The following is an 18,381-nucleotide window of genomic DNA, read 5'->3' as shown; positions in this document are numbered from 1 at the left end:
GGTAGGACGGAACAGGAGGGAAAGCGACATGACCACGACCGAGACGCCCGATATCCTGCCCCGGATCCTCGACTACACGAACCGGGCCGACCCGTACCCGCTCTACGCCGAGCTGCGCAAGACGCCGGTGGCCCTGCAGGAGGACGGCAGTTACGTCATCAGCACCTACCGCGAACTCAGCGGCATCCTGCACGACCCGCGCCTGAGCTCCGACGTCCGCAACCTGGCGCATCCGATGCCCGCGATGCAGGAACGCGCCACGCCGTCGTTCATCAACCTCGACCCGCCCGAGCACGACCGTCTGCGGCGCCTGGCGATGCGTCACTTCGGCCCTCCGCACACCCCGGGCCTCGTGACCGGCATGGAACCCGACCTGACCGCCATCGTCGCCGGTCTGATCGACGACTTCGCGGGCAAACAGCGGATCGACATCGTCGACGACTTCGCCTATCCGTTCCCCGTCACCGTGATCTGCCACCTGCTCGGTGTGCCGCGCGAGGACGAACCGCGGTTCCACGTGTGGGTGAACGCCATCATCGACTCGATCGACTACAACCCCAAGACCGACCCGCAGGAGAAGCTGGAGAACGGCGTACAGGCCACCAAAGACCTGCGCCAATACCTCGGCGGACTGCTGGAACAACGCCACGGCCACCCCGGCGACGACCTCCTGACACGGCTGGCCAACGACGACGGGCCCGACGGGCGGATGACCGACGCCGAAATCGTCAGCACCGCCAACCTGCTGCTCATCGCCGGCCACGAGACCACCGTCAACCTCATCACCAACGGCATGCTGACGCTGCTGCGCCGCCCTGAGGTGCTGCAACGCCTGCGCGCCGAACCGGACCTGGTCGTACCGCTGGTCGAGGAACTGCTGCGCTACGAGCCCCCCGTGCACATCATTCCGTGGCGGGCGGCGTACAGCGACATCTCCGTCGGCGACACCGTCATCCCCAAGGGCTCGAAGATCATGCTCATGCTCGCCTCGGGGAGCCGCGACCCGGACCGCTTCCACGATCCCGACCGCTTCGACCCCGATCGCCAGGACAACCAGCACCTGGGCTTCGGCAGCGGCATCCACCTGTGCTTCGGCGGCCCGATGGCCCGACTGGAAACCCAGATCGCCCTGACCGCACTGGTACGCCGCCTGGCCGACCCCACCCTGGTGACCGACCCACCCCCGTACCGCCCCAGCCCCGTCCTACGAGGCCCCATCCACCTGCTCATCGACCAGAACTGACACCGCGCTCGAGCCCGGCAGGTGGCCGCTCGTGTCGCCCCTCATCGGTGCGGCGACCGTCCGTTAGGCTCGCGTCGTCCCACAGGTCCCGATCTTCACGGAGGGCAGCACGGCGGGGATCAATCGAGAGCGCCTCGTCAGAACGCTGACCTTCTGGCTGCGTCCCGCCTTCGCGCTGCGGGTCATCAACCGGTTTCAGAAGATCGTGGGTTTCGACCGCTCGATGGCCCTGGCGTCCAGCGCCTTGACGGCCTTGGTCCCGCTCTCCATCCTCCTCGGCGCCGTCCTCGGCAACTTCGTGCACTACGACGCCGCAGAGCGGATCATCAAGCGCTACGACCTCACCGGAGCGGGCGCCACGGCGGTCAACTCCCTCTTCTCTCCTGCCGAAGGCACCGGTGCGAGCGTGGGCATCTTCGGGGTCGTGTTTCTGACGATCTCGGTGCTGAGTTTCGCGCGAGCCGTGCAGCGGCTCTTCGAACAGGCATGGGAACTCAAGCCTCTCAGCGTGCGCAACACGCGCAACGGCCTGTGGTGGATCCTCACGCTCGGCGGCTACGGGGTGGTCACCGCGACGCTCTCCGCGCTCCTTGGCGGGGGCGCGCTGGGTCTGGCCGCCGCGGTGTGTCAGGTACCGGTGACCGCCGCGTTCCTCGTCTGGAGCGGCCGGATCCTGTCGGCGAAGCGGATCAGCGGGCCGGACCTGCTCCCCTTCGGCGTCACCGCCGGCGTTCTGACGGTGGCCTATTCGGTGGGCGCGACCCTCTACATGCCGCGCCTCTTCAACTCCTCCGCCGCACGCTACGGGGTGGTCGGCGCCGTCTTCGCGATGATCTCAGCCCTCTTCGCAGCCATGCTCGTCCTGGTCGCGTCGGCGGCACTGGGACGAGAAGTACGGGACGAGCTCAGCCGGATCCGCCAGGGCCACCGCCCTTCCGACCACGAGGTCCACCGACAGTGGGACAGTGTGGTCGAGCAGACGCGGTCACGGTGGCGGACGGCACGGGAACAGGTTTCTCACCATCAGACCAAAGGCCCGAACCACTGAGTGGGCGGGCACCTCCGGTTGCGGGGGCCCGATGGGCGGACATGGCCCGAACCAAGGACTTCTGCCCTGAGTGCCCGTCACCTGAGATCGAGGCTGTGCCATCTCATGCGGCCGGTCCGCACGCTGTCACGCGGAAGCCACCACCTCGCCGGCCATGACCTGGGGAGGGTTGGGGAGCAGTGACGCAAGGTTGTCCCGTACGAAGTCCGCAGCCCTCGCGATCGATTCGTCGGCACCGGCCCGGTCCTGGAAGACGCTGGTCGAGACCATCGCTCCGTCCCCGGTATCGATCCAGTAGTAGGCCACGAAGCCGGGGACCTGGCGCATGAGCGGCACGAACCCCTCGTTCACGAGACGTGCGGCCTCGGCCGAATCGGTCACCCCTTCGTACCGCCGGATCGCTGCGTACATCGACAAGCTCCTCACGGCGTTCTGGGTCCGTCCTCTACTGAGACGTCGTACCCCTGTGACGACTGCCTGGCTCACAAGGCATCCGGCAATCACCTGAAGGGCCGCCTCGGCCAATCCGAACGGCGGTAGTCCTCGGGCCAGGTGCCGAGTGCGTGGGCCAGTCGGTCGCTCTGCTCTCGGGTGATGCCCTGGGCCAGGTGAGTACCGCACCGCGGACTCATGGACTCGTCGCAGTGCAGGATTCCGTGGAAGGACTCCTGGCTGCCCGAGAGCGGGGAGGCGGCAGGAAGCGTCCATTCAGCCGGCTCCCACAAGGGGTGGTCCGCGAGGAGCGCTTCGGCGAGGGACGGCGCCTGCGTGGCGGGGAGGCCGACTCGCGCCGGCGCGTCGCCGAGTACGTCTGCGGCGTCCTCGGGCATGTCCTGGTCGCCGAGCGTCGGCAGCAGGAGGAGCAGGCGCGCGTACTCGGCGTGGACTCCCGGGGCGTTGAGGTCGGGCGTGCGGGCGATGTGGTGGAGCTCTCGCCAGGAGAGTCCCGGGCCGGCCTGATGGCCGCCGAGGGTGGCCAGGTGGCCGTGCCGTCCCCACTCGGGGTGGGTGATGAAGTACTCCGTTCCCGGATCCTCGGCCATGTTGCAGCCGAGGACCATCGCGGTGTGGCCGCCCGCGAACGGGATCCGGAAGACAGGCCACTGGTCCTCGTCGTGCAGTACGTCGCAGGCCGCGTCGGCATCGGCCCCGTCGACCCCGAACCACTCCGGGACGGGGTCGTACTCCTCTGTCTCGCTCAGCCACATCAGGTAGGCCGCCCAGAACCCCGGCAGTGTCAGCAGTTCCTCCCCCGCGACAACGGGGGCGTTCTCGAATCCCTCTATCAGCACCGGTCCAGGCTCTCACCCGCCTACGACAGTCCGTGGGGAACCAGGTGACCGCCGCTTTCGGTGACTGCGGGTCACGCGTGCGGCAGAGGCTGCTCCGTCCAGACGGTCTTGCCGTCGTGGCTGTAGCGGGTGCCCCACCGCTCCGTGAGCTGGGCGACCAGGAAGAGCCCGCGTCCGCCCTCGTCCGTGCTGAGGGCCCGTCGGAGATGAGGGGAAGTGTGGCTGGCGTCCGACACCTCACAGATCAGGCAGTGCGTACGGATGAGGCGCAGGGTGACGGGGCCGGCCGCGTACCGGTAGGCGTTGGTGACGAGCTCGCTGGCGACCAGCTCGGTGGTGAAGGCCAGTTCCGTCAGGCCCCATTCGGTCAGTTTCGCCGTGGCCAGCTCCCTGGCACGGGCAGCGGCGGTCGCTTCCAGGGGCAGCTGCCAGGTGGCGACATCCTGTGGCGGTAGAACCCGGGTACGGGCGATGAGCAGCGCGACGTCGTCGCTGGGGAGGTGCTCCTTCGGCAGCAGCGCTTCGACCACGGCTTGGCAGGTGCTGTCCAGAGGATCGGCAACGTGGGTGAGACATTCGTCCAGGTGCTCCAGCGCGGCGTCGATGTCGCCGTTGCGCGCCTCCAGAAGACCGTTGGTGTAGAGCGTGAGCAGGCTGCCCTCGGGGAGGTCGAGGTCGTACGTTTCGAAGGGCAGCCCGCCCAGACCCAGCGGTGGACCCGCGGGCAGGTCCAGCACGGTCACCTCGCCGTCCGGGGTGGACAGCATCGGTGCCGGGTGACCGGCGCGTGCCAGGGAGCAGTGTCGGGAGACCGGATCGTAGACCGCGTACACGCAGGTGGCCCCGAGCATCTGCTCCACCACGGACCCACTGTCGTCGGCGTTCGCCTCCAGCTCGGCGGCCAGCAGGCTGACCAGATCGTCCAGCCGCGCCACCACCTCGTCCGGCTCCAGGTCGAGGCTGGCCAGAGTGCGCACGGCGGCGCGCAGACGGCCCATGGAGGCCGCGGCGTGGAGCCCGTGGCCGACCACGTCTCCCACGACGAGTGCGACCCGGGCCCCTGACAACGGGATCACGTCGAACCAGTCACCGCCGATGCCCGGTTCACCGCTCGCCGGGAGGTACCGACAAGCCACCTCGACCGCCGGCAGGTCGGACGCCGCGCTCGGCAGCAGACTGCGCTGCAGAGTCAGGGCGGCGCTCTGTTGCTGGGTGAAGCGGCGCGCGTTGTCGATGCAGACGGCCGCGCGCGAGGAAAACTCATGGGCCACCGCGGCATCGTCGTCCTCGAAAGGCTCCGAGTGGCGCACTCGCCACAGGCTCACCACGCCCAGGATCAGGCCGCGCGCCACCAAGGGCACCACGATCAGCGAATGAACGCCGAGACCCATGGCTATCTCGATCCGCCGCCGGTCCATGGCGTACCACTCGGGGCGCAGGGACAGCAGCCGGTCGAGAATCGGGCGACGCTCGGCCAAGCACCGCGCCTGCGGGGATTCCGGAAGGAGCGGGACCACCTCGCCCTCCTGGTAGGGGACCCGGCGTTCCGGGGGCGAGAGGGCTACTCGGAGCAGCGGACCTCTCACACCGGGGGGTGGTTCGTCACCAAGTGTCACCGGCTCCAGAAGGTCCACCGAGCAGTAGTCGGCGAGGCCGTTGGAGGCCACCTCGGCCAGTTCCCGGGCCGTCTGTGCCACGTCCAGCGAGGTTCCGATCCGGGCGCTTGCCTCGTTCAGCAGGGCGAGCCTGCGTTGGGCCCGGTGGCGGTCGGTCACGTCCTCGATCGTCTCGGCCACGCCGAGTACCCGGCCCGAGGGGTCTTCCATCCGGAACGCCGAGACGGACACGATCCGGTCCCGGCCCGGATCATGACGTGCCCGGGCCGACTGCTCCCTGAACATCAACGGCTCGCCGGTCTCCAGGACGTGCCGTACCCGCTCTTCGGTCGGACCCGCGTCCTCGTCGACCATGAATTCGCGGGGGCGACGGCCCACCGGCGCCTCGGCCGGGACACCGCTCGCCTTCTCGACCGCACGGTTGACCCGAATCACTCTCCTGTCCGGGTCGTAAGTGACCAGACCGATCGGGGACCGGCGGTACAGGCCGTCCAGCAGCGCACGGTCCCGCTGCCAGGCGATGACCTCCGCGGCGGGGGCTCCGACCAGGATCCACTCCTGACTGTCCCCGTCCCGAGTGACCGCGCGGGCCCGGAACCCCATCTCCATACGCCGTCCGTCGCGGTGTCGGACCGGCAGGACCCCGAACCAGCCCCCCGTCCTCATGGCGTCCACGACGACGGACCGCACGACAGGCAGGTCACGGGCGTCCACCAGGAGGTCCTGCCAGGCCCGTCCGATCACTTCCTTGGCCGGATAGCCCAGCAGCTCCTGCGCACGTGTGCTCCAGCCGACCACGGCGCCTCGATCGTCGAGCACAGCCGAGGCGCCGCGCTGAAGGGCGAACGGATCCTCAGGACTCTCGCTGAAATGCATCGACGGCATCCCCATAGCCACCACCTTGCCTACGTGACTCCGATGTTCCTCCCCACACTCTCCGTTCGCGACCTTCCCGTTTCTCCCGGCCCGGCAGGACGCCTCTCCCGGCCACTTCTCCGGTACGTCCGGCTACTTCTCCGACACCTCCGGAGCCGACACGACGCCCGTCGGGTTCTTGTCGAGGTACTGCTGGTGACAGTGCTCAATGGCCAAGAGGGGCCGCTGCGGCGTATGCGACGAGGTTCGCGAAGCGCAGCCACACGAGCAGGTGACCGTTCAGGGGCGCGTAGCCCGGACGGATGAGGCTCTCGATTCCGAGGATCGTCTCGGCCAGGGCGTCTCGCGTCGGGGTGTCCACATGGCCGAGGTTCGTGAGGTACGAGGTGGCACAGCTGTCGAGGCGGGCGAGCAGGTCGGCCGGCTGCTGGGCCTGGTTGTCGCGGTACAGACTCTCGTCCGGGAAGGGAAAACGCTGGAACGTCGCGTGGCGGTTCGCTACGGCAGCGATGAGTCCCAAGCGAGAGGGTTCCGTTTCGCTGGGCCAGGGGGGCCCGTCATCTGCGGTGTGTCGATGCGGCGTGGGGTGCGTCGGCCGGCAGCTTTCTCCGCGTGACGCCGGACGGCGAAGGCATCGACCTCGTTGAGCCGGACCGCTCGGCTGGCTTCCAAGGTCTCCAGCGCGCGCAGCAACGCCGCCGGGTCTCTGCGGAGATCAGGCGACGAGGTGCTCGTCGAAGTCTTCATTGCCGACACGGAACTGCGACGCGTCCACCATCCCTACGACGGCGGCGCAGACGTCATCCTTGCCACGCCTGCAGAGCGTGACCGCGTGCGTGACCAACACGCAGACTGGCTCTCCAGCCACTCGGCCGGTCTCTGAAAGTGACGCAGAAACGGCCTGGCGTCACAAAGCGTCGAACGGGGGAACGATGCGGACGATGATGATGAGTGGCTCGCGCGGGGCCACGAGGAAGTAGAACCAACCGCCGGCGGCGTCCATGCGACGTAGACCGCCCGGTCTCGGGCCGTTGCCGAGATCACTGACGTCGATTCCCGTACTGGCGAGGTCGACGAGCTGGCCGGCCAGACGTTCGACTTCCGCCACGACGCGGGCGGGGAGGCCGCCTGCCACGTGGTCGTGATCGGGGTCGTATTCCCAGTGCCAGTCCGCGCTCACCGGGTTGAGAGACCGACGGCCGCGTGGGCTTCGTCGAGAAGTCGTCCGATCTCGGCGGCGGCCTGTCGTACCTGTGTGGCGTCGCCCGCCTCAGCGGTGTCCTCCCAGCGGCGGAAATCTGCTGCCAGACTGGGCTGGCGTTGGATGTGGACATAGACGGCCCACTGGGTGATGAATCGCTGGAGAGGGGCAAGATCGGAGCCCTGCCGGGACTGGTCGGCCGCCTGGTCCAGCTCCCGTGTGAAGGCGGGGAGCGAGGCGGGCGCGATCTGACTGATGGCCTGCCGTAGCGTGGCGACCGTTGCAGGCGGCTGAGGGATGAGCGGTTGCTCAGCGGCTGGGGTGGTCATGACTGCTCCCATGGACGCGATTCTGTCCCAAGCCTCAGCCTAGTGGGCAGGAGCACTTTCGCTCCGCCCGAACGAGTGAGGGAGAAGCGATTCAGCTGTCGCCCGGACCGGCCGAGGGCGGGAGGTCGGGTGAGCCCATTCCCTCATCCCTGCAGGTGGGCGATGAGCTCGTCCTGGCCGGTGTAGGAGTCTTCAACCATTCGTGGGACAGGGCCGGACCCAGTCCGCTGCCCTTGCGCGTCGACCCGTATCTCTGCCCGTGCCGCGAGCGTCGTAGCCTGAGCCTGCCGACGGATCGATCCGGAAGGGGACGGTCCCGTACCGGCGCCCCCGTGGACTGGCTCGGATCACTGGCGCGGACGGCGACATCAGGCCCGTGCGCGCCGAAGCCACCACCAGCGCCAGGCCCTCCAAGAGTGACTTTCCCGGTCACGGCATCAGGTGTCCCCCTCGTCGGTCGTGAGCGACGTGGACGTGAAGGAGCGCGGATGAGCGTGATGGGTGTCTGGGTGGTCGGCGTCGTGGCGGGTGATGCCGTTGGGGAAGCGCGTCGCCGATTCCCCGAGGTTGCGGGCGCCCACGGTACGTGGCCGGAGCCATCCGTCGACCTGAGCCCGTGGCGCGAGCGGTTCGAGCCCGCGGGGTTCTTCGACGGGACGCCCGAGAGGCTGTCGCGCACCGACGAAATCGTCCGCTTCGCCGACGCGGTCGACAAGGCCCGGAACGACAAGGCCGAGGTGGACGAGTTTCAGGACCATCTGCTTCACGCAGTCCCGCAGCAAGAGAGCGAAGGCTTGTTCTGCGCCGCCGTACCCAGGGGCGACGGCGCGGCGGCACTCATGTGGGGGCTCGGCCTCGACACGGCGCTCCGACTCCCGGGCTGCTGCGGGCAGTTCCTGCTCGATACCACTCAGGTACGGGCCGCGCTCCCCGCGGCCGAGCAAGCACTCGTCCTCTCCCCGCCACGTCGGGCCCATGTGGCCGCCCGGATACGGCTGTGGCTGGACGAGATGGCGGACGACCCGAACCACGACACCGACGAGCTGATCGACGGCCCGCTTCGGGTGCTGCGTTACGCGGCGCGCAGGGGAGTTGGCGCGGTCGGGCTCACCCTTTGGTACTGACAGCAACTCATGGACGCGGCGGCCCCCGCCACCAAGATCACGACCTGCGGCTGGAGCAATGGAGCCACGCGACCACCTACCCGCCCACTGCCGCACCGGGATCAGCGGATCCAGGTCGGTCAACGCTGCTTGATGATCCACGTCATGCGGTCCCGCTTCCACACGGCGGGAAAACGGCCCTCGCGAACCGCGGGCATGCCGATCTCCGGGGAGTACGCCTGGTAGACGGTGATCGTGGATGCCGTGTGGAGTGCGCGGACAGCGCGCTGCGGTTCTTCCATGGCGTACAGGGTGGGCCGAGCGTTTCCCATCGGCCAGCGATTTTCGAGTGCGTCAGAGCCGGTGCCCTCAGCGACGCCCGTCCAGGCCGGCCTGCCGCGCCACATGATCCGTCGGGCCCGGCGAGAGAGGGAGTGAAACGTCGGCGCCACCGCTTCGGGAGGAGCCGCTTTCAGCGCTGGGAAGCCATCCGGGTCATGGGACGGCCTGCGTTTCAGTGTTCGTGGACGTCCTACCGGTCGATGGGGAAGCGGTAGACCGTCGACTGCCGGGCCCGGAAGCCCAGACGTTCATAAAGCCGGTTCGCTGCCGCACGATCCGGCCGGGAGGTGAGATCGACCGTCCGGGCGCCCGCCTCCTGGGCAATCCGCAAGGCCTCCTGGGTGAGGAGGCCGGCGACTCCCCGGCCCCGCGCGACGCTGTCCACGACCACGTCTTCGACACGGGCTCGCAAGCCGGACGGCAAGGGCAGGAGCACCAGAGTCAGGGTGCCGACGATCTCGTCGGATGTCCGGGCGACGAGCACCGTATTGGCATCACACGTCACCATCCGGTCGATCGCTTCGTAACCGAGCGGGTCCGCCGTCGAAGACAATTGCGGTAGCAGCCGGCCGAAGGCCTCCACGAGTTCCGGACTCGCTTCCCGGGCGATCTCCACACGGACGTCCATGCCGTGAGCCTATCCATCGCCCGGGACTGATCAGGGTCACCTTGAGCGGACTACTCCTCGGTGGCCTCCGGCGCTGGCGCGATGCCCGTCGGGCAGGACGCCCCCCAGTTCGGCCCGAACGGGTCACTTAGCTTGACCCCCGTCCCGCCCAGCCCGCAGTACCCGTCCGGGTTTTTGCTGCCTGAAAGGTACTGCTGGTGATAACCCTCGGCCGGGTAGAAGGCGCGGTCTTCCGCGGGGAGGAGTTCGGTGGTGATGGTGCCGTAGCCGGAGGAGGTCAGGACGTTCTGGTAGGCGTCGCGGGAGGCGGCCGCGGTGGCTGCCTGGGCGGGGGTGTGGGTGTGGATGGCGGAGCGGTACTGGGTGCCGACGTCGTTGCCCTGGCGGAAGCCCTGGGTCGGGTTGTGGGACTCCCAGAAGACCTGGAGGAGGCGCTCGTAGGAGATCAGGCCGGGGTCGTGGACCACGCGGACGACCTCCGTGTGGCCGGTCAGGCCCGAGCAGACCTCCTCGTACGTGGGGTGCTCGGTGTAGCCGCCCTGGTAGCCCACCAGGGTCGTGTACACGCCCGTCGGGAGCTGCCAGAACTTGCGCTCGGCGCCCCAGAAACAGCCCATGCCGAAGTCGGCGATCTCCAGGCCCTCGGCGTAGGGGCCGAGGAGGGGGTTGCCGAGGACGGTGTGCCGGTCGGGAACCGTGAAGATCGGCTCCGGGCGGCCGCTCAGTGCCTGTTCGGCGGTCGGGAGCTGAGGGGTACGGCTGTGCAGGAACATGCGGTCTCCACGGGGTCGCAGGGGAACGGGGCCGGGGCGCCGTGGTGTTCAACGGGTGCGCCCCGGTCGGGATTCCGGCGCTCGTACGCCCTCAGCGGGGCAGTGACGCCGGCGTTCCGCCGTTCGCCTCGTAGCCCGCCACTGCCAGGGCGCGGTAGAGCGCGTAGTCCGCCGCCGGGTCGGGTGTGAGGGTCCAGGGGAGGGCGCCGACGTGGCCGTCCACGTGCACCAGCTGGTTCATGGCCTCCGCCCAGCGCTCGCCGCGGACCAGGAAGAGCACCAGGAGGTGGCGCACGTGCGCCAGCATCGGGTCGTCGGGGCGGGCCGCGTGCACCGCGTAGAGCGCTCCGTGGACCGCCTTGGTGACGACCTCGCTCTGGTAGAAGCTGCGGACCAGGTTCACCTCGGGGAGGTGCTCGAAGACCGCGAAGAGGGGCATCGCGGCCAGCAGGGAGCCCTGAGGGGCGCGGGCCGCTGCGGCCTCCGCGAAGGAGTACGCCACCTCGCGCGAGCCGTGCCACTTCTCGCACCAGTAGTGCAGGGCCGCCAGATGCGCGCCCATGTGGGCCGGCGCGCGGTCCAGGATCTTCAGCCAGAGCGCCTCGAACTCCGGCCGGGGGTAGGCGAGTCCGCGGGCCACCGACAGTTCGATGATGTACGGGATCGGGTCACCGGGGGAGAGCAGGGCCGCCTCGCCGCAGGCCGACCTCGCCTCCTCCATGATGATCCGGAACTCGTCCGTCCCCGGCGTCGACGTCCGCCACGCCTGCTGTACCAGGAACTCCGCATGCACCGCCGCGCCGCCCGCGTCCTTGGGCTTCTCGGCCCGCCACACCCGCAGCCACTGCCCGCCCGGCGTCTCGCTGACCCCGCCCGGACGCTGCTGCAGCTCCAGGGATGCGGCGCCGGCGAAGGCCTGCACCCGCTGCCAGCGCGTCTCGCCCGAGATCTCCGTGCCCGCCAGGAGCTGCGAGGCCGCTTGGTACTCCTGCGTGCGCTGCACCAGGTCCAGGACGTCCAAGAGGTCCCCGTCCGGTCCGGGCATACGGATGTCCAGCTCCTCCTGACGCAGGAAGCCGTAGTTCGCCGGGTCCGCCGCGTCCGGGTCGCCGGGCGAGACCAGCTGAATGCCGGTGCGCCTGCGCCGGAGGACCGGCAGCAGGACCAGGCTGAACATGGCCAGCGCCATCAGGACCCAGAGAATCTCCATGCCTCAAGCGAACCAGACGGGTCCGACAATTGGCCAACCCGGTCCGGTTCCGGTCCGGTACCGACCCGGATCGCAGGCCGTGAGGCGCCCCGCACAGGCCGTGAGCCGCCATCAGGCCCGCGAGCGCACTACGCTCGGGACCCATGAGCGACAGGCACATCAGTCAGCACTTCGAGACCCTCGCGATCCACGCGGGCAACACCGCCGATCCCCTCACCGGCGCGGTCGTCCCGCCGATCTACCAGGTCTCGACCTACAAGCAGGACGGCGTCGGCGGGCTGCGCGGCGGTTACGAGTACAGCCGCAGCGCCAACCCCACCAGGACCGCCCTGGAAGAGAACCTCGCCGCCCTTGAGGGCGGTCGTCGCGGCCTCGCGTTCGCGTCCGGACTGGCGGCCGAGGACTGCCTGTTGCGTACGCTGCTCAGCCCCGGCGACCACGTGGTCATCCCGAACGACGCGTACGGCGGCACGTTCCGCCTCTTCGCGAAGGTCGTCTCGCGGTGGGGCGTCGAGTGGTCCGTGGCCGACACCAGCGACCCGGCCGCCGTACGCGCCGCCCTCACGCCGAAGACCAAGGTCGTGTGGGTGGAGACCCCCTCCAACCCGCTTCTCGGCATCACAGACATCGCCGTCGTCGCGCAGATCGCCCGCGAGGCGGGCGCCCGGCTCGTCGTCGACAACACCTTCGCCACCCCCTACCTGCAGCAGCCGCTCGCGCTCGGCGCGGACGTCGTCGTGCACTCGCTGACCAAGTACATGGGTGGTCACTCGGACGTCGTCGGCGGCGCCCTGATCGTCGGCGACCAGGCGCTCGGCGAGGAGCTGGCGTACCACCAGAACGCGATGGGCGCGGTCGCCGGGCCCTTCGACTCCTGGCTGGTGCTGCGCGGCACCAAGACGCTCTCGGTGCGCATGGACCGGCACAGCGAGAACGCCACCAAGATCGCCGACATGCTCACCCGGCACGCGCGTGTGACCCGCGTTCTCTACCCGGGCCTCCCGGAGCACCCCGGTCACGAGATCGCCGCCAAGCAGATGAAGGCGTTCGGCGGCATGGTCTCCTTCCAGGTCGAGGGCGGCGAGGAAGCGGCCGTCGAGGTCTGCAACCGCGCCAAGGTCTTCACCCTCGGTGAGTCCCTGGGCGGCGTGGAGTCCCTGATCGAGCACCCCGGGCGCATGACGCACGCGTCCGCCGCCGGCTCGGCCCTGGAGGTCCCCGCCGACCTCGTCCGCCTCTCCGTGGGCATCGAGAACGTCGACGACCTGCTCCAGGACCTGCAGCAGGCTCTCGGCTGAGTCCAACGTCGGCCCCTCGGGGTCACCAGCCCGTCAGCGGTGGGGTCGTCTGCGAAGGCGGCTCCACCCAGGGGCGGGCCATGGACGCCCACACCACGAAGGCGACGGTCGCGGCGAACAGCAGCAGCCACATCACCCGCCGGGCCAGCGTCCTGCGGCGCAGCATCCGGCTCCCGCGGCGCACGACGTCCGCGTACAGGTCGGGCGGCACGGTGGGCTGCTTCTGGTCCAGCAGCCGCCGTACGTTCGCCTCGCGCTCGGGCAGGTTCACGACCGCACCACCCACCTCACGACCGCACCACCCATCTCACGACCGCACCACCGCGCTTCATGACGGCACCACCTTCGCCATGGTCGGTGCCGGTCCGCGCGGCGGGTGCAGCAGTGTCGTCATCGCCCTGGCACAGATCGCCCGCACCCGTTCCACGGGGAGCCCGAGCAGGGCCGCCGTCTGTTCCTCGGCGACCCCCTCGTACATCCTCAGGACCAGGACCAGCCGCTCCTGGGGCGTCAGCCGGGCCAGGACGGCGACGGAACCGGAACCGGCGCCCGAGGGGGACGGGCGGGAGCGTCCCAGCGCCCCGTACTGGTGCCACGCCCCGCGCGCGAAGCGGACGGCCAGCTGCTGGCGGGCCCGGTCGTACGGGTCCTCACCGCGCAGCCGGTCCCAGGAGGCGTACGTGTGGGCCAGTGCCAGCGTCAGCAGGCGCCGCGCGCGCGGGTTGGCGTTCGGGGGCTCCGCGGTGAGCAGTGTGGCGGCATGCAGCAGCCGCCCTGCCGCGCCCGCGACGAACGCCTCGAACTCCCGGGCCCGGCGGGCGTTTTGGAACGCGCGCCGTTCTCGCACCACGCCTCCCGCCCGAGGACGACCCTGACGGAACCAAGGGTCCGGCCGCGTACGACGGGCCGCACCGTGTGCGACAAGGACCCGGTCTCATATGAGGCCAGACGCGGCCCCGCGGTCAAGAGTCCGGGGGCACACACGTGTGAAGCCGAAACGACACGCGCGGATGAAGCCGCACACACACGCGCGCGTCAAGGCTCAGGAAGCGGTGGGACGGTCAGGAAGCCGGCTGCTCCCCCGCCGCGCCCCCCGTCGTGGCCATCCGGGACGAGAGCGCGCTGTTGAAGCGCGTGAGGAGCGAGCAGAAGGCCTCGCGCTCCTCCGGCGCCCAGTCATGGGTCAGCTCGGCCATCAACTGCCGCCTGGAGGAGCGCACTTCGTCGAGGCGGGACTGCCCGCGCGGCGACAGCTGGAGCACCACGGCGCGTCCGTCCTCGGGGTGCGAGGTCCGCTTGACCAGACCGGTGTCGACCAGCGGGGCCACCTGCCGGGTGACCGTCGAGGAGTCGATGCCCATGCTCGCGGCGAGCGCCTTGACGCCCATCGGGCCTTCCTTGTCGAGGCGGTTGAGCAGCAGGTATGCGGCGCGGTCCATGGAGTTGCGGACCTGCCCCACTCCGCCGAGCCGGGTCTGTTCGGCACGGCGCGCGAACAACGCGACCTCGTGCTGAAGCGTGTCGAGGAGACCGGTGTCACCGACGGTCGTCATGTCCATCGACATTTCTGGTGTTGTGGGCATGGCCGGGGGCTCAATTCATGCGTGGGGAGCTGGGTTGGGGGAAAGGGTACGCGGCCCGGACGCGGGTCGTACCGACGCTGAGTAAAACCGGTCTCGGCCCGTGGTCACACCAGGAGTCCTCGGGTGTGAACTGGGAGACTGGTGGTCATGAGCTACAGCACGGCCGACTCCTCGCCCAGGGTGACTCTGGACGACGTACGAGGCGCCCAGAAGATGCTCACGGGCGTGGCGCGGACGACCGCGATGGAGGGCAGCAGGTACCTGTCCCAGCTGGTGGGCGCCCCGGTGCACTTCAAGTGCGAGAACCTCCAGCGCACCGGCTCGTTCAAGCTGCGTGGCGCGTACGTGCGCATCGCCGGGCTGCTTCCGGAGGAGCGCGCCGCGGGGGTGGTCGCGGCCAGCGCGGGCAACCACGCGCAGGGCGTCGCCCTCGCCTCCTCACTGCTCGGCGTGCGCTCCACGGTCTTCATGCCGACCGGCGCCCCGCTGCCGAAGGTCGCGGCCACCCGCGACTACGGCGCCGAGGTGAGGCTGCACGGTCAGGTGGTCGACGAGACGCTGGCCGCCGCGCAGGAGTACGCGGCCGAGACGGGCGCGGTCTTCATCCACCCCTTCGACCACCCCGACATCATCGCGGGTCAGGGCACGGTCGGCCTGGAGATCCTGGAGCAGTGCCCGGAGGTGCGCACGATCGTCGTCGGGATCGGCGGCGGGGGGCTGGCCGCGGGCATCGCGGTCGCGGTGAAGGCGCTGCGCCCCGATGTGCGGATCATCGGCGTGCAGGCGGCGGGCGCGGCGGCGTATCCGCCCTCGCTGGCGGCGGGGCGGCCGGTGTCGATCGACAACCCGGCGACGATGGCCGACGGCATCAAGGTCGGACGGCCCGGCGATGTGCCGTTCCGGATCGTCGAGGAACTGGTGGACGAGGTCCGCACGGTGTCGGAGAGCCATCTGTCGAGCGCGCTGCTGCTCTGTCTGGAGCGGGCCAAGCTGGTCGTCGAACCGGCGGGCGCGAGCCCCGTCGCGGCGTTGCTGAGCGAGCCCGGGACCTTCGAGGGCCCGGTCGTCGCGCTGCTGTCGGGCGGCAACGTGGACCCGCTGCTGATGCAGCGCATCCTGCGCCACGGCATGGCCGCGAGCGGCCGCTACCTCGCGGTCACGCTGCGGCTGACGGACCGTCCCGGCGCTCTGGCCACACTTCTCGGGGTGTTGTCAGTGGCGGACGCTAACGTCCTCGATGTGAGCCACGTACGGACCGATCCCCGGCTCGGGCTCACGGAGGTGGAGGTCGAGCTGCACCTGGAGACGAAGGGTCCGGAGCACTGCGCCGAGGTCGGCCGCGCCCTGCGTGAGGCCGGCTACACGGTCATCGACTGATCGACTGACATCCATCGTCCGAGGTCAGGGCCCCTGTCCTCGAACCTCGGAAAAATCTGTTGAGTAACGCGATACATCGCGTTACGGTGTGTCCTGCCCCGCCCGCTTCCAGCATCTCGCTGCGCCCGTCGCAGTCTGTGAGACGGGACGAGACGGGCAAAGGTAAGAAGTTACCGTGAAAATTCCCCAACGACGTGGAGAACTCACATGCCAGGCGCCATCTATGCCGAAGGCCTGGTGAAGACCTTCGGTGACGTAAGGGCTCTGGACGGCGTCGATCTCGATGTCCCGGAAGGCACCGTCCTGGGCCTGCTGGGACCGAACGGCGCGGGCAAGACGACCGCCGTCCGCTGTCTGACGACCCTCCTGCGCCCCGACAGCGGCAAGGCCGTCGTCGCGGGCGTCGACGTGCTCAAGCACCCCGACGCGGTACGGCGCAGGGTCGGCCTCTCCGGACAGTTCGCGGCCGTCGACGAGTATCTGACCGGCCGCGAGAACCTCCAGATGGTCGGCCAGCTCTACCAGATGAGGGCGAAGGCCGCGAAGGTCCGCGCGGCCGAACTCCTCGAGCAGTTCAACCTGACGGAGGCCGCCGACCGCCCCGCGAAGACGTACTCGGGCGGTATGCGCCGCCGGCTCGACCTGGCCGCCGCGCTGGTCGTCTCGCCGCCGGTGATGTTCATGGACGAGCCGACGACCGGCCTCGACCCGCGCAACCGGCAGCAGCTGTGGGAGGTCATCAAGCAGCTGGTCTCCGGCGGTACGACCCTGCTGCTGACCACGCAGTACCTGGAAGAGGCCGACCACCTCGCGCACGACATCTGCGTGGTCGACCACGGCCGAGTGATCGCCCGCGGTACCGCCGACCAGCTCAAGGCGCAGACCGGCGGCGAGCGCGTCGAGGTCGTCGTGCACGAGCGTGAGCACATAGCGACGGCCTCGGAGGTGCTCCGCGGCTTCGGCAAGGGCGAGACGACCGTCGAGGAGCACACCCGCAAGCTCACCGTGCCCGTCACCGGCGGCGCGAAGCTCCTCGCGGAGGTCATCCGTGAGCTGGACGGCCGCGGCATCGAGATCGACGACATCGGGCTGCGCAGGCCCACGCTCGACGACGTCTTCCTCTCCCTGACCGGACATGTCGCCGAGACGAGGGACGAGGAGAACGGGGTGGCGGGGGACGCGAGGGGCCGCAAGCCGAAGAAGGACGCGGCGAAGAAGGACCCCGCGAAGGACCCGGCGAAGAACGAAACCGCGCAGACGGAAACCGCGCAGACGGAGGCCACGAAGTGAGTGCCGTGACAGACGCCGCCCCCGCGACGACCCCCCAGGGAGCCGTCGTCCAGCCCGTGCGCGACTCCCTGGTCATCGCCCGGCGGAATGTGATCCGGATGACCCGGATTCCAAATCCTTTTCGCTCGTCTCGGTCAGGTTCCATCTCGCCGCGCATCGGAGACCGGCGGCCCAACGCCTTGAAGGAGCAGGCGAAGTGAGTGCTGTGAACGATTCCCTGGTCATCGCCCGCCGGAACTTGATTCGGATGACCCGGATTCCCGAAATGATTCTGTTTGGGCTAATCCAGCCAATCATGTTCGTGGTGCTGTTCACGTACGTGTTCGGCGGTTCCATGCAGATCGGCAACAGCGCCGATCTGGACGTCTACAAGAACTTCCTGATGGCGGGCATCTTCGCGCAGACCGTCACGTTCGCCACCGCCAGCTCCGGTGCGGGCATCGCCGACGACATGCACAAGGGGCTCATCGACCGGTTCCGCTCGCTGCCCATGGCGCGCGGCGCAGTGCTGACCGGGCGTACCGTTGCCGACCTCGTGCAGACGGCCTTGACGCTGTTCGTCCTCGCGATCGTCGCATTGGTCGTGGGTTGGCGCCCCGGCTCCGTGGACCCGACCAACTTCGGGAAGATCTTGGGCGGCTTCGGCCTGCTGCTTCTTCTGGGGTACGCCTTCACGTGGATCGGCGCGCTGATCGGCCTGTCGGTACGCACACCGGAGGCGGCCACCTCCGGTGGACTGATCTGGCTCTTCCCGGTGACCTTCATCTCGAACGCGTTCGTGGATTCCAGCAAGATGACCCCGTGGCTGCGTCACATCGCTGAGTGGAACCCGTTCAGCGCGACCGTTCAGGCGTGCCGCAAGCTCTTCGGCGACCCAGGCCTGTCCCCGTCTGACGCCTGGCCGATGCAGCACCCTGTCTGGGCGTCGCTGATCTACTCGATCCTGATCATCGTCGTCTTCCGCACGCTCGCGGTCCGCAAGTACCGCCGGGCGACCAGTTGATGGCTCCGCTTCCTCGGAACTGCCTTGACGGCACGCCGCCCTGAGGCCCCTCTCGGTTGGGAGGGGCTTCAGGGCTGTCCGGGTCAGCTCTGGCAGCCGCAGCCGGATGTGGTCTTCGCTTCTGTGACGGTGACGCCGGGGTCGGCGGGTGTGCAGCAGGCATTGACGC

Annotated in this window: 20 protein-coding genes and 1 pseudogene; 8 read left to right on the top strand and 13 right to left on the bottom strand. The window is 69.3% G+C overall.

The features are described from left to right. The first annotated feature begins 28 nt into the window (after window positions 1-28). Both ACZ7M3_RS07410 and ACZ7M3_RS07405 read left to right on the top strand, forming a co-directional pair. On the top strand, window positions 29-1,243 hold the full coding sequence (locus ACZ7M3_RS07410; RefSeq protein ID WP_472061478.1) for a cytochrome P450: 1,215 nt from the start codon (window positions 29-31) through the stop codon (window positions 1,241-1,243). Window positions 1,244-1,448: 205 nt separating this feature from the next. Next, window positions 1,449-2,291: a YhjD/YihY/BrkB family envelope integrity protein gene (locus ACZ7M3_RS07405; protein ID WP_472061476.1), complete on the top strand. Its 843-nt coding sequence runs from the start codon at window positions 1,449-1,451 to the stop codon at window positions 2,289-2,291. A 126-nt stretch (window positions 2,292-2,417) separates the two neighbouring features. On the opposite strand, the gene ACZ7M3_RS07400 is transcribed toward ACZ7M3_RS07405, so the two are convergent. The 4 genes from ACZ7M3_RS07400 to ACZ7M3_RS07385 form a co-directional block, all read right to left on the bottom strand. After that, window positions 2,418-2,702 carry a hypothetical protein gene (locus ACZ7M3_RS07400; protein ID WP_095852882.1) on the bottom strand — a complete coding sequence of 95 codons (285 nt, stop codon included), beginning with the start codon at window positions 2,700-2,702 and terminating at the stop codon, window positions 2,418-2,420. A gap of 89 nt (window positions 2,703-2,791) precedes the next feature. Continuing rightward, window positions 2,792-3,583, bottom strand: coding sequence for a hypothetical protein (locus tag ACZ7M3_RS07395; RefSeq protein ID WP_472061474.1), 792 nt, complete (start codon window positions 3,581-3,583; stop codon window positions 2,792-2,794). A gap of 71 nt (window positions 3,584-3,654) precedes the next feature. Next, window positions 3,655-6,090 (bottom strand): SpoIIE family protein phosphatase, encoded by a 2,436-nt coding sequence (locus tag ACZ7M3_RS07390; protein ID WP_472061472.1) that lies wholly within the window; start codon window positions 6,088-6,090, stop codon window positions 3,655-3,657. A gap of 190 nt (window positions 6,091-6,280) precedes the next feature. Then, window positions 6,281-6,595 carry a hypothetical protein gene (locus tag ACZ7M3_RS07385; RefSeq protein WP_472061470.1) on the bottom strand — a complete coding sequence of 105 codons (315 nt, stop codon included), beginning with the start codon at window positions 6,593-6,595 and terminating at the stop codon, window positions 6,281-6,283. A 123-nt stretch (window positions 6,596-6,718) separates the two neighbouring features. On the opposite strand from ACZ7M3_RS07385, the gene ACZ7M3_RS07380 reads away from it, so the two are divergent. After that, window positions 6,719-6,958, top strand: coding sequence for a DUF3885 domain-containing protein (locus tag ACZ7M3_RS07380; protein WP_472061468.1), 240 nt, complete (start codon window positions 6,719-6,721; stop codon window positions 6,956-6,958). A gap of 24 nt (window positions 6,959-6,982) precedes the next feature. Here ACZ7M3_RS07380 and ACZ7M3_RS07375 read toward each other — a convergent pair whose 3' ends face one another. Then, window positions 6,983-7,255 (bottom strand): hypothetical protein, encoded by a 273-nt coding sequence (locus ACZ7M3_RS07375; RefSeq protein ID WP_352049806.1) that lies wholly within the window; start codon window positions 7,253-7,255, stop codon window positions 6,983-6,985. Continuing rightward, window positions 7,252-7,605 carry a DUF6247 family protein gene (locus ACZ7M3_RS07370; RefSeq protein ID WP_472061466.1) on the bottom strand — a complete coding sequence of 118 codons (354 nt, stop codon included), beginning with the start codon at window positions 7,603-7,605 and terminating at the stop codon, window positions 7,252-7,254. Before ACZ7M3_RS07370 ends, ACZ7M3_RS07375 begins: the two co-directional genes overlap by 4 nt. Window positions 7,606-8,093: 488 nt before the next feature. On the opposite strand from ACZ7M3_RS07370, the gene ACZ7M3_RS07365 reads away from it, so the two are divergent. Further along, on the top strand, window positions 8,094-8,729 hold the full coding sequence (locus ACZ7M3_RS07365; RefSeq protein ID WP_472061464.1) for a hypothetical protein: 636 nt from the start codon (window positions 8,094-8,096) through the stop codon (window positions 8,727-8,729). Window positions 8,730-8,863: 134 nt separating this feature from the next. Here ACZ7M3_RS07365 and ACZ7M3_RS07360 read toward each other — a convergent pair. From ACZ7M3_RS07360 to ACZ7M3_RS07345, 4 genes and pseudogenes are all read right to left on the bottom strand, one after another. Beyond that, a pseudogene (locus ACZ7M3_RS07360) lies at window positions 8,864-9,010 on the bottom strand (DUF4291 family protein); the annotation flags it as partial. Between the two features lie 230 nt (window positions 9,011-9,240). Beyond that, window positions 9,241-9,678: a GNAT family N-acetyltransferase gene (locus ACZ7M3_RS07355; protein WP_472061462.1), complete on the bottom strand. Its 438-nt coding sequence runs from the start codon at window positions 9,676-9,678 to the stop codon at window positions 9,241-9,243. Between the two features lie 50 nt (window positions 9,679-9,728). After that, on the bottom strand, window positions 9,729-10,451 hold the full coding sequence (gene msrA, locus ACZ7M3_RS07350) for a peptide-methionine (S)-S-oxide reductase MsrA (RefSeq protein ID WP_472061460.1): 723 nt from the start codon (window positions 10,449-10,451) through the stop codon (window positions 9,729-9,731). A 91-nt stretch (window positions 10,452-10,542) separates the two neighbouring features. Next, on the bottom strand, window positions 10,543-11,661 hold the full coding sequence (locus ACZ7M3_RS07345; RefSeq protein WP_351310238.1) for a hypothetical protein: 1,119 nt from the start codon (window positions 11,659-11,661) through the stop codon (window positions 10,543-10,545). A gap of 143 nt (window positions 11,662-11,804) precedes the next feature. On the opposite strand from ACZ7M3_RS07345, the gene ACZ7M3_RS07340 reads away from it, so the two are divergent. Next, window positions 11,805-12,959, top strand: coding sequence for a cystathionine gamma-synthase (locus tag ACZ7M3_RS07340; protein WP_095852862.1), 1,155 nt, complete (start codon window positions 11,805-11,807; stop codon window positions 12,957-12,959). A 22-nt stretch (window positions 12,960-12,981) separates the two neighbouring features. On the opposite strand, the gene ACZ7M3_RS07335 is transcribed toward ACZ7M3_RS07340, so the two are convergent. From ACZ7M3_RS07335 to ACZ7M3_RS07325, 3 genes are all read right to left on the bottom strand, one after another. Then, on the bottom strand, window positions 12,982-13,230 hold the full coding sequence (locus ACZ7M3_RS07335; RefSeq protein WP_351310242.1) for a hypothetical protein: 249 nt from the start codon (window positions 13,228-13,230) through the stop codon (window positions 12,982-12,984). Between the two features lie 57 nt (window positions 13,231-13,287). Next, window positions 13,288-13,806 (bottom strand): sigma factor-like helix-turn-helix DNA-binding protein, encoded by a 519-nt coding sequence (locus ACZ7M3_RS07330; protein ID WP_261685710.1) that lies wholly within the window; start codon window positions 13,804-13,806, stop codon window positions 13,288-13,290. A gap of 214 nt (window positions 13,807-14,020) precedes the next feature. Beyond that, window positions 14,021-14,524 carry a MarR family winged helix-turn-helix transcriptional regulator gene (locus tag ACZ7M3_RS07325; RefSeq protein ID WP_060899016.1) on the bottom strand — a complete coding sequence of 168 codons (504 nt, stop codon included), beginning with the start codon at window positions 14,522-14,524 and terminating at the stop codon, window positions 14,021-14,023. A gap of 165 nt (window positions 14,525-14,689) precedes the next feature. Here ACZ7M3_RS07325 and ilvA point away from each other — a divergent pair, with 165 nt between their 5' ends. The 3 genes from ilvA to ACZ7M3_RS07310 all read left to right on the top strand — a co-directional run bounded on the left by ilvA (window position 14,690) and on the right by ACZ7M3_RS07310 (window position 18,212). After that, a complete protein-coding gene (ilvA, locus tag ACZ7M3_RS07320) occupies window positions 14,690-15,919 on the top strand; it encodes a threonine ammonia-lyase (RefSeq protein ID WP_472061458.1) in 1,230 nt (409 codons plus the stop codon). 207 nt (window positions 15,920-16,126) lie between these two features. After that, window positions 16,127-17,209 carry an ATP-binding cassette domain-containing protein gene (locus ACZ7M3_RS07315; protein ID WP_472061456.1) on the top strand — a complete coding sequence of 361 codons (1,083 nt, stop codon included), beginning with the start codon at window positions 16,127-16,129 and terminating at the stop codon, window positions 17,207-17,209. Between the two features lie 196 nt (window positions 17,210-17,405). Next, a complete protein-coding gene (locus tag ACZ7M3_RS07310) occupies window positions 17,406-18,212 on the top strand; it encodes an ABC transporter permease (RefSeq protein WP_355614379.1) in 807 nt (268 codons plus the stop codon). The last annotated feature ends 169 nt before the right edge of the window (window positions 18,213-18,381 follow it).

The sequence above is a fragment of the Streptomyces sp. NPDC111656 genome, assembly GCF_055656965.1.
The sequence above is the reverse complement of the archived record's forward strand: the minus strand, read 5'-3'. Positions and strand labels throughout refer to the sequence as shown.

Bases quoted from the DNA above. Each gene is read 5' to 3' on its own strand.
- ACZ7M3_RS07410 (WP_472061478.1), top strand. From the start codon at position 29: ATGACCACGACCGAGACGCCCGATATCCTGCCCCGGATCCTCGACTAC.
- ACZ7M3_RS07400 (WP_095852882.1), bottom strand. From the start codon at position 2,702: ATGTACGCAGCGATCCGGCGGTACGAAGGGGTGACCGATTCGGCCGAG.
- ACZ7M3_RS07390 (WP_472061472.1), bottom strand. From the start codon at position 6,090: ATGGGGATGCCGTCGATGCATTTCAGCGAGAGTCCTGAGGATCCGTTC.
- ACZ7M3_RS07370 (WP_472061466.1), bottom strand. From the start codon at position 7,605: ATGACCACCCCAGCCGCTGAGCAACCGCTCATCCCTCAGCCGCCTGCA.
- ACZ7M3_RS07365 (WP_472061464.1), top strand. From the start codon at position 8,094: ATGAGCGTGATGGGTGTCTGGGTGGTCGGCGTCGTGGCGGGTGATGCC.
- ACZ7M3_RS07355 (WP_472061462.1), bottom strand. From the start codon at position 9,678: ATGGACGTCCGTGTGGAGATCGCCCGGGAAGCGAGTCCGGAACTCGTG.
- msrA (WP_472061460.1), bottom strand. From the start codon at position 10,451: ATGTTCCTGCACAGCCGTACCCCTCAGCTCCCGACCGCCGAACAGGCA.
- ACZ7M3_RS07345 (WP_351310238.1), bottom strand. From the start codon at position 11,661: ATGGAGATTCTCTGGGTCCTGATGGCGCTGGCCATGTTCAGCCTGGTC.
- ACZ7M3_RS07340 (WP_095852862.1), top strand. From the start codon at position 11,805: ATGAGCGACAGGCACATCAGTCAGCACTTCGAGACCCTCGCGATCCAC.
- ACZ7M3_RS07325 (WP_060899016.1), bottom strand. From the start codon at position 14,524: ATGTCGATGGACATGACGACCGTCGGTGACACCGGTCTCCTCGACACG.
- ilvA (WP_472061458.1), top strand. From the start codon at position 14,690: ATGAGCTACAGCACGGCCGACTCCTCGCCCAGGGTGACTCTGGACGAC.
- ACZ7M3_RS07315 (WP_472061456.1), top strand. From the start codon at position 16,127: ATGCCAGGCGCCATCTATGCCGAAGGCCTGGTGAAGACCTTCGGTGAC.